The sequence below is a fragment of the Microbacterium sp. 2MCAF23 genome (assembly GCF_052115565.1).
Taxonomy (GTDB): domain Bacteria; phylum Actinomycetota; class Actinomycetes; order Actinomycetales; family Microbacteriaceae; genus Microbacterium.
Map to the genome: position 1 here is coordinate 230,674 of NZ_JBFRGY010000005.1, position 8,026 is coordinate 238,699.

7 protein-coding genes and 1 pseudogene are annotated in these 8,026 nt (G+C 70.6%); 4 read left to right on the top strand and 4 right to left on the bottom strand.

Features of this window, described 5'->3' with window-relative positions; genetic code table 11:
* Positions 1-81: 81 nt before the first annotated feature.
* Both AB4078_RS07665 and AB4078_RS07670 read right to left on the bottom strand, forming a co-directional pair.
* Complete coding sequence (locus AB4078_RS07665) at positions 82-1,749, bottom strand: ABC transporter substrate-binding protein (protein WP_440732873.1); 1,668 nt, start codon at positions 1,747-1,749, stop codon at positions 82-84.
* On the bottom strand, positions 1,746-3,479 hold the full coding sequence (locus tag AB4078_RS07670; protein WP_441976622.1) for an amidohydrolase: 1,734 nt from the start codon (positions 3,477-3,479) through the stop codon (positions 1,746-1,748). The genes AB4078_RS07665 and AB4078_RS07670 overlap by 4 nt, the downstream gene beginning before the upstream one ends.
* 172 nt (positions 3,480-3,651) lie before the next feature.
* Here AB4078_RS07670 and AB4078_RS07675 point away from each other — a divergent pair, with 172 nt between their 5' ends.
* The 4 genes from AB4078_RS07675 to AB4078_RS07690 all read left to right on the top strand — a co-directional run bounded on the left by AB4078_RS07675 (position 3,652) and on the right by AB4078_RS07690 (position 7,216).
* Positions 3,652-4,338, top strand: a complete 687-nt coding sequence (locus AB4078_RS07675) for a TetR/AcrR family transcriptional regulator (protein WP_441976623.1) — start codon at positions 3,652-3,654, stop codon at positions 4,336-4,338.
* A 531-nt stretch (positions 4,339-4,869) separates the two neighbouring features.
* On the top strand, positions 4,870-6,231 hold the full coding sequence (locus tag AB4078_RS07680) for an FAD-dependent monooxygenase (protein WP_441976624.1): 1,362 nt from the start codon (positions 4,870-4,872) through the stop codon (positions 6,229-6,231).
* Positions 6,228-6,746 carry a MarR family winged helix-turn-helix transcriptional regulator gene (locus AB4078_RS07685; RefSeq protein ID WP_441976625.1) on the top strand — a complete coding sequence of 173 codons (519 nt, stop codon included), beginning with the start codon at positions 6,228-6,230 and terminating at the stop codon, positions 6,744-6,746. The genes AB4078_RS07680 and AB4078_RS07685 overlap by 4 nt, the downstream gene beginning before the upstream one ends.
* The gene (locus AB4078_RS07690; RefSeq protein WP_441976626.1) at positions 6,743-7,216 is read left to right on the top strand and encodes a DUF3237 domain-containing protein; all 474 of its coding nucleotides are present in this window, start codon (positions 6,743-6,745) and stop codon (positions 7,214-7,216) included. Before AB4078_RS07685 ends, AB4078_RS07690 begins: the two co-directional genes overlap by 4 nt.
* A gap of 31 nt (positions 7,217-7,247) precedes the next feature.
* Here AB4078_RS07690 and AB4078_RS07695 read toward each other — a convergent pair whose 3' ends face one another.
* Complete coding sequence (locus AB4078_RS07695) at positions 7,248-7,658, bottom strand: arsenate reductase ArsC (RefSeq protein WP_441976627.1); 411 nt, start codon at positions 7,656-7,658, stop codon at positions 7,248-7,250.
* A 179-nt stretch (positions 7,659-7,837) separates the two neighbouring features.
* Positions 7,838-8,026: pseudogene (locus AB4078_RS07700) on the bottom strand (HNH endonuclease signature motif containing protein); the annotation flags it as partial.

Here is an 8,026-nt window from a genome sequence, read left to right on the forward strand (position 1 = left end):
TCCGGAGCGACGCGGGTGCGCGTCGCTCCGGAAGCACGGCTCATCGGGTGGGGGTGGACAGATCAGCGCTTGCCGAGCGCGTCAGCGCTTGCCGATCTGGGCCGCCCACGGGTAGTAGAGGAACGCCATCGACGGGTCGAGGCCCGTGATGCGCTTGCCGAGGAACAGCGGCAGCGGGCCCGTCGCGAGCGGCAGCCAGGGCAGCTCCTCGTTCGCGATCTGCTGGGCCTTGGCGGTCAGCACGCTGCGCGCGGCCGGATCCATCGTGCCGACGGCCTCGTTGACGGTCTTGTCGAACTCGGGGTTGCTCCAGCCGCCGTAGTTGCTGAAGTCGCCGGTGCGCAGCACGCCGTACATCTCCAGGGCGTCCGGGCTGGAGAGGTACCAGACGGTGTAGAACAGGTCGACGCCCTCGCGTGCGCTCGGGTCGCTGAACAGTGCGGTGTACTGCGCGGGGCTGACGGTCTTGATGGTCAGCTTCAGGCCGATCGACTGTGCGGCCGCCATGGTCGCCTGCGAGACCACGGAGAAGTCGTTGCCGATCGGCGCGGTGACGTAGACGAGCTCCTTGCCGGTCGCGCCGGCCTCCTCGACGAGCTTCTTCGCGGCCGCGACGTCCTGCTTGTAGTGCGTGATGTCATCGAAGGCGGTCTTCTTCGCCGCATCGGTGGCCGTGCCCCACACCAGCTTCGTGGTCAGCACGTCGCTGATCTCGCCGATGCCCTGCGACGCGCCCTTGAGGATGCCGGGGCGGTCGAGCGCCATCATGAGCGCCTTGCGCACGCGCTTGTCGCCGAGCGGACCGCCCAGGTTGCTGATCACGAGGTTGCTCGTCGCCGAGGACGGTGCGTACAGCACGTCGCCCTTGCCGGAGGCCTGCAGCTGCGGGGCGGATTCCATCGGGATCTGCCAGGATCCGTCGACGCTGCCCGACTTCATGGCGTTCACGCGCGCGGTGGCGTCGGGGATGATCGCGAACGTCATCTTCGCCGCCTTCGCGCGCAGATCCTTGTCCCAGTAGCCGTCGTAGCGCTCGAGCGAGAGCGACTCGCCCGACTTCCACTGGGTCAGGGAGAACGGACCGGTGCAGTTCACGCCGCCGGTCGAGTTTCCGTAGTCCTTGCCCTTGGCGGCCAGGGTCGCCGCCGACTCGATCACGCCGGCGGATCCGCCCATGCCCTGGTTGAACTGGGAGTCGGGGATCTTGGTCTTGACCGTGACCTCCATAGGGCCGGTCTGGGTGATCGATTCGACGTTCTGGTAGACCGAGAACCAGGCGGATCCCACGGACGGGTCCATGATCCGCTGCATCGAGGCGACGGCGTCCGCCGCAGTCAGCGGGGTTCCGTCGTGGAACGTCACGCCGTCGCGGATCTCGTAGACCCAGGTGAGCGGGTCGGGGTTGCTGAAGCTCTTCGCGAGTCCCGGGCTCAGGCTGTAGTCGGGGTTCAGGCGCAGCAGTGACTCGCACACGTTGGCGAGCACCTGGTTGTCCGGGTAGTCGAACGCGTACGCGTAGTCGAGCGTCGCGGGCTCGGCATACAGCGCGAACGAGAACGAGTCGATGTCACCGGTCGGCTTCGCGGTGGTGGTGGTCAGCTTCCAGTCGGCGCCGGCGGATCCGGTCGACGTGCCGCCCGCGCTGCCGGAGCAGGCGGTCAGCGAGGTGGCGGCGATCAGGACCGCGGCCCCCAGCACCGCGGCGGAGCGGTGACGGGCGGCGACGCGGGAGAGGCGGTTTCGGGTCATGACAGCTCTCCTTCGAGCTCGGTGCGGGAGGTGTTCTCGGTGCGTGTCTCGGCGATGGCGAGGGCGGTCTCGGCGGCGTGCAGCAGACGGCCGTCGATCCAGGTCTGGGTGACGCGGCTGGTGTGGATCTCGCCGGCGGGAACGTCGAACGGAGACGGATCCAGCACGACGAGGTCGGCGCGGTAGCCCGGCATGATGCTGCCGGTGTCGTGGTCGCGGTGGTTCACGTACGCGGTGCCGGAGGTGTAGGCGGCCATCGCGGTCGCGAGGTCGAGGCGCTGGTGCGCGCCGCCCAGGGGCTCCCGGTCGGATCCCGGGGTGGTCCGGTTGACGGCGATGTGGATCGCCTCGATCGGAGCGGCGCTCGAGACCGGCCAGTCGCTGCCGGCCGCGAGCCGCACGCCCGCCTGCACGAAGTCGCCGAACGGGTACTGACGTGCTTCCTGTCCTTCCTGAAGGAACGGCAGGGTGAGCTGGTCCAGCTGGTCCTCGTGGGTGGCCCACAGCGCCTGGATGTTCGCGATCGCGTCGAGTTCGGCGAAGCGCGGCACGTCCTCCTCCGCCACGATCTGCAGGTGCGCGAGGTGGTGGCGGCCGTCGGTCGGACCGTTCGCGTCGCGCGCCTGCTGCAGCGCGTCCAGCGCCTCGCGCACGGCGCGGTCGCCGAGCGCGTGCATGTGCACCTGCTGTCCGGCCGCGTCGAGCGCCGTGACGTACTCGCGCAGTCGCTCCGGGTCGATGAAGCTCAGCCCGTGGTTGTGAGTGTCGTGGCCGTGCGCGTCGCGGTAGGGCGTGAGCATCGCGGCAGTGTGGTTCTCGGCGACGCCGTCGACCATGATCTTGGTGGTGCCCACCTCGAGCCGCTCCGGGGATCCGAGGGCTGCGACGCGGTGGCGCTGCGCGACCATGTGCTCGACCTGCTCGATGCCGCCGTCGCGCTCCCACCACTGCGCGCCGGTGACGTGCACCTGCAGCGTCCCCTCGGCGAGGGCCTTCTCGTATGCGGGCAGAGGATCGGCGATGCCCGCACCGCCGCCGCCGACCATGGCGTCCTGCCAGCCGGTGATGCCGAGCGCGACGAGCTCTTCCTGGGCGCGGAGCAACCCGCGGTAGCGCAGGTCCTCACCGATCTCGGGCCGGACGGCGGCGAACAGATCTGCCGCGCCCTCGTGGAACGTGCCCGCGGGGTGGTCGTCGGCGTCGCGGATGACCACGCCGTCAGCGGGATCCGGCGTCTCGGCGGTGATGCCCGCGCGAGTGATCGCCTCAGTCGACGCCCACACGCTGTGGTGGTCGCGGCTGGACAGCAGCACCGGGCGGCCCGGGGCCGCGGCGTCGAGCAGCTCGCGCGGCGGGTTGCCGCCGGGGAAGCAGTCCATCGACCAGCCGCCGCCGAGGATCCACTCCTCGTCGGGGTTGGCATCGGCGTAGGCGCGGACGGCCGCGACGGCCTCGTCGGCGCTCTCGGTGCCGGTGAGGTCGCACTGCAGCAGCTCGACGCCGCCGCCGACCGCGTGGATGTGGGCGTCCTGGAAGCCGGGGCTCAGCAGGGCGCCGCGCAGGTCGATGAGCTCGACGGTTCCGGCGGGCTCCGCACCCAGGACGGCGGCGAGCTCGGACTCGGACACGATGCGCTCGATGCGCTCGTCGCGCACGATGACGGCCTGGCCGAGCAGGGGGGATCCGGATCCGGTGAACACCGATCCGCCGTGGAAGACGCGCGTCGTCATCATCCGCCTTTCGTCGTTGAAGCAAGGGGGGTTGAACCCGCAGGGCGGCGGGATCGCGATAACGCTAGCCAGCGTCAAGAGTGATGTCAACAGTGTTGACAGGATTGATGTCCGAACCGATCATGAGGCGTGCTACGCGTGGCACGATAGAGAGCGGAGAGGGGCGATGCCCGTGAAGAAGAGCAGCCGGATCGCAGCCGTGGCAGACGGCGGGACGGCGTCCGTGCGCGCCCGTCTCGACCCCGAGACGATCATCGCCACGGGTCTGGAGCTTGCCGCGACCCGCGTGACCGCGATCTCGGTGCGCGAGCTCGGAGCGCGCCTCGGCGCGGATCCGACCGCGATCTACCGGCACTTCCGCAGCAAGGACGAGCTCATGCGCGCTCTGCTCGACGAGGTCACGATGCGCGCCCTGAACAGTGTCGATGTGCCTGTGGAGGACTGGCAGGGTCGGCTGCGTGCCCTGGCCACGGCCACGCTCGACCTGTACTCCGAGTACCCCGCGGTGGGTGCGGAGGCGACCACGTTGACCACGCACGGACCGGGCGAACTCGGCGCGATCGAGCTCATGCTGCAGGCGTTCACCACGGCCGGCCTGAGCGCCTCCGACGTGGTCCGGCATTATGCGCTGCTGGCTTCGCACGTGCTGTCCACCGCCGCCGGCATCGCCAGGGCCAGGGCCGTACGCGATGCGGACGAGGTCGACGGGCCGTGGTTCGATGAGCCGCCGCTCGCGGATCCGCGCCGATACCCGCTCCTCGCCCAGAACACCGTGGCGCTGGCGTCGCTGCGCGATCGGGAGCTGTTCTTCCTCGGCGTGGATCAGATCCTCGACTCCGCCGAGCGCGCCGCGGGCTGAGCATGCGGCGGGCTGAGCGCGCCGCGGACTGTGGCTGGCGGCCCCGCGCCGTGGCAGGCGGCCCGCGGATCCATCTCGTTCAGGTCGCAGTTTCTGCTCCGACTGGGGGCCTGGAACAGCAGAAACTGCGACCGGAAGCCGCGTGGTTGTAACGATCTGCACATCATGTGACGATCCGCATGCGTGTTGACGTGGATCCGTGTGCTGATCGTCACAACGTGTGCGGATCGTGACAGGTCGGATCTGAGCGTGTCGCCGGCGGAGCTCGCGGCAGCCAGAGGGTGCCCCCGGCTAAGGGCGCCCGCGGCTAAGGGCGCGCCGCAGTCTGAGCACGCGGCAGCCAGAGGGCGCGGGTCAGGTCCATGTCGCCGGATCCCCCTTGCTCACTGGTCGCGAATTGCGGCTTCGCGTGCGTGAGAGGCGCAATTTGCGACCAGCGAACGGGCCTCGGGATCCGGACTTGCGTGGTGACTAATTTTGTGACAAAACTAGTTCGCGACGGCGAGGACGCCGGGAAACGGGAGTGGATCGATGCGGATCGGAATCATCGGCGCGGGGATCGGCGGGCTCGCCACCGCGCTCAGCTTGGAGGCCGCCGGCTTCCGCGACATCACCGTGCACGAGCGCACGGACGAGATCCGCGGGCTGGGCGTCGGACTCAACCTGCTGCCGCACGCGATCCGCGAGCTGACCGAGCTCGGTCTGCGTGATCGTGTCGAGGCGCTCGGCATCGCGCCCGAGACCCTCGTCTACATGAATCGCTTCGGCCAGCACATCTGGAGCGAGCCGCGCGGACTCGCCGCGGGCTACCGCTGGCCCCAGCTCTCCGTGCACCGCGGGCGGCTGCAGCTCGCCCTGCGCGACGCGGTCGTCGAGCGACTCGGCGATGTGATCCGGCTCGGCCATCGCCTCGTGGCCGCCGAGAGCGGCGATGACGGATCCGAGACTGTGCACTTCGCGACGGCGGACGGCGAGATCGCGGAGACCTACGACCTCGTGATCGGGGCCGACGGGATCCACTCCGCCGTGCGTGCGCTGCGCTACCCGGCCGAGGGCGCTCCGCCGTGGAGCGGGCTGACGCTGTGGCGCGGAGTCTCCGAGGCCCCGGTGCTCGTCGATGGGCGCACCATGATCATGGCGGGCGACGGCGAACAGAAATTCGTCGCCTACCCGCTCGGCGTCCCCGAGAACGGCCGTCAGCGACTGAACTTCATCGCGGAGCGACGCGGCATCGGCCACCCCGACGCGGACTGGAACCGCTCGGTGGATCCGGGGCCCATCGCGGAGCTGTTCGCGGACTGGGTGTTCGACGGACTGGATGTACCGGCGATCATCGCGAATGCCGAGGAGATCCTGGAGTACCCGATGGTCGACCGCGACGCGCTGCCGCAGTGGACGTACGGGCGCACCACCCTGGTCGGCGACGCCGCTCACGCGATGTACCCGAACGGCTCGAACGGCGGGTCCCAGGCGATCCTCGACGCGCGTACGCTCGCGTTCCACCTCGGCACCGCCGTGCAGCGGGCCACGGCGCAGCGCACGACGACCCAGGGCGCCACGGCGCAGCGCACGACGACCCAGGGCGCCACGGCGCAGCGCACGACGACCCAGGGCGCCACGGCGCAGGGTGATGCGATCGACGCGGCGCTCGCCGGTTACGAGGAGGCGCGCCGGCCCGCGATGACCGCGCTGCTGGCCGGCACTCGCGCGACCGGGCCCGAGCGGGTCATGCTGCTCGCCGCCGAGCGCGCCCCGCAGGGGTTCACCCGCATCGATGACGTGATCCCGCGTGCGGAGCGAGAGGAGATCGCGAACGCCTACAAGCGCGCGGCCGGATTCGACCCGTCGATCCTCAACGAGCGGTCCTCGCTCAGCGTCGGGGATCGGGCATGAGCGGCCGGTCGCCCACTGCGGCTGCGGCCGCCTCCACCGCTGCCGATCCCGCGCCCGCTCCCGGCTTCGACGCGGAGAGCCGTCTCGCCGCGGTCATCTCCCCGCTGCGGCGCACCCTGCTGACCGCAGCGCGCGAACGCGGCGATCTCCCCGACATCCCCGATGCGCAGATCGAAGTGGTGCGCGCCCTCCTGCCGGCCTCGGGGGAGGCGGAGCGGGGTCCGGCCGAACTCGCCGAGGCGCTGCACCTGAACAGGTCCACCGTCAGCAACCTGCTCGGCGCGATGGAGGCCGATGGCCTCGTGCAGCGGCGCCGGGCCACCGGCGACGGCCGTCGCGTGGTCGTCGCCCTCTCGCCGCGTGCGATCGATCTGTTCGGACGCTTCGACCAGGCCGCGGGTGAGATCCTGCGGGACGCGCTGGGCAGCCTGGACCCGGCCGACCGCGCCGCCGTGGCCGCTGCTGTCCCGGCCCTCGAGCGCCTCGCCGCCGCGCTGCACGGAGCGGACCGATGAGCGACTTCTTCGCCGAGCTGCCGCAGCCCCGCTTCGAGCCGGCCTTCGACGTCACCGTTCACGTGGGCCCGCCGCGCGACCACGGCGTCACCTCGGCCGGCCACCGCCGGGTGGTGCCGATCCTCGGCGGGCGGATCGCCGGCGACCTCGAGGCCGAGATCCTTCCGGGCGGATCCGACCGGCAGCTGATCGCGCCCGACGGCACGATCGGCATCGACGCCGAGTACACGGCCGTCGCGGCTGCCGGACCGCTGCTCATCCGCACCCGCGGGGTGCGCGCGGGCTCAGACGAGGTGCTCGCGCGGCTGAGCCGCGGCGAGACGGTGGATCCGGATGCCTACTACTTCCGCACGACCTTCGAGGTCGAGGCAGCGGCTCCCGAGTTCTCCGGGCTGCAGCGCACGCTGTTCGTCGCCGTGTGCCGTCGGGACGGATCCGAAGTCCGTTACCGGGTGCACCGGATCGCCTGAGCCGGCGGCTGCGGATCTCGGCGATGCGGCCTCAGGCCGGCAGCAGCTCCCCGACCAGCTGTTGGATCCGCCGGCGGATCTCGTCGCGGATGGGGCGGACCGCCTCGATGCCCTGTCCGGCCGGGTCGTCGAGCGTCCAGTCCTCGTAGCGCTTGCCGGGGAAGAACGGGCAGGCGTCGCCGCAGCCCATCGTGATCACGACGTCGGAGTCCTGCACGGCCTCCGTCGTGAGCACCTTCGGCTGCTCCGCGGCGATGTCGATGCCGAGCTCCGCCATCGCCGCCACGGCCACGGGGTTGATCTGCGTGGCGGGGAGAGATCCGGCGGAGCGGACCTCGATCCGGTCACCCGCGAACTCGCGCAGGAATCCCGCGGCCATCTGCGATCGGCCGGCGTTGTGCACGCAGACGAAGAGCACGGCAGGTGTGGCTTCGGCGCTCATGTTTCTCCTCGGATCTGCGTTCAGCCTACGGCGACCAGGCGGGTGCCGGTCTGCAGGACGGGGGTGCGCAGCAGGTTTCTAAGGGGAGCCGGCCGTCGCACGAATATCTTGACAGCCGGCATCGGAACCCCGCCGGGCGGATACGACTGCGACCCGTGAAAGCTGGTTCCGTCGATGGCTCAGAACGGCGCGTTCGCGTCGGGTGGTGGATCAGGGTCTTCGATGGTGAAGGTGACGGGTGCGGGTGGTTTGTCGATGTAGGTCGCGCCGCTGGGGCTGGTCCATTCCAGGACGCCCGCGCCTTTTTGTTTCACGGTCCACGCGGTCTGGTGCTTCAAGACGTGGTGACGTCGGCAGAGTCCGCCGAG

What these genes read in the sequence shown, in the direction of transcription:
- AB4078_RS07690 (WP_441976626.1), top strand. Translation starts at nt 6,743, where the DNA reads ATGAGCGACTTCTTCGCCGAGCTGCCGCAGCCCCGCTTCGAGCCGGCC.
- AB4078_RS07685 (WP_441976625.1), top strand. Translation starts at nt 6,228, where the DNA reads ATGAGCGGCCGGTCGCCCACTGCGGCTGCGGCCGCCTCCACCGCTGCC.
- AB4078_RS07670 (WP_441976622.1), bottom strand. Translation starts at nt 3,479, where the DNA reads ATGACGACGCGCGTCTTCCACGGCGGATCGGTGTTCACCGGATCCGGA.
- AB4078_RS07695 (WP_441976627.1), bottom strand. Translation starts at nt 7,658, where the DNA reads ATGAGCGCCGAAGCCACACCTGCCGTGCTCTTCGTCTGCGTGCACAAC.
- AB4078_RS07665 (WP_440732873.1), bottom strand. Translation starts at nt 1,749, where the DNA reads ATGACCCGAAACCGCCTCTCCCGCGTCGCCGCCCGTCACCGCTCCGCC.
- AB4078_RS07680 (WP_441976624.1), top strand. Translation starts at nt 4,870, where the DNA reads ATGCGGATCGGAATCATCGGCGCGGGGATCGGCGGGCTCGCCACCGCG.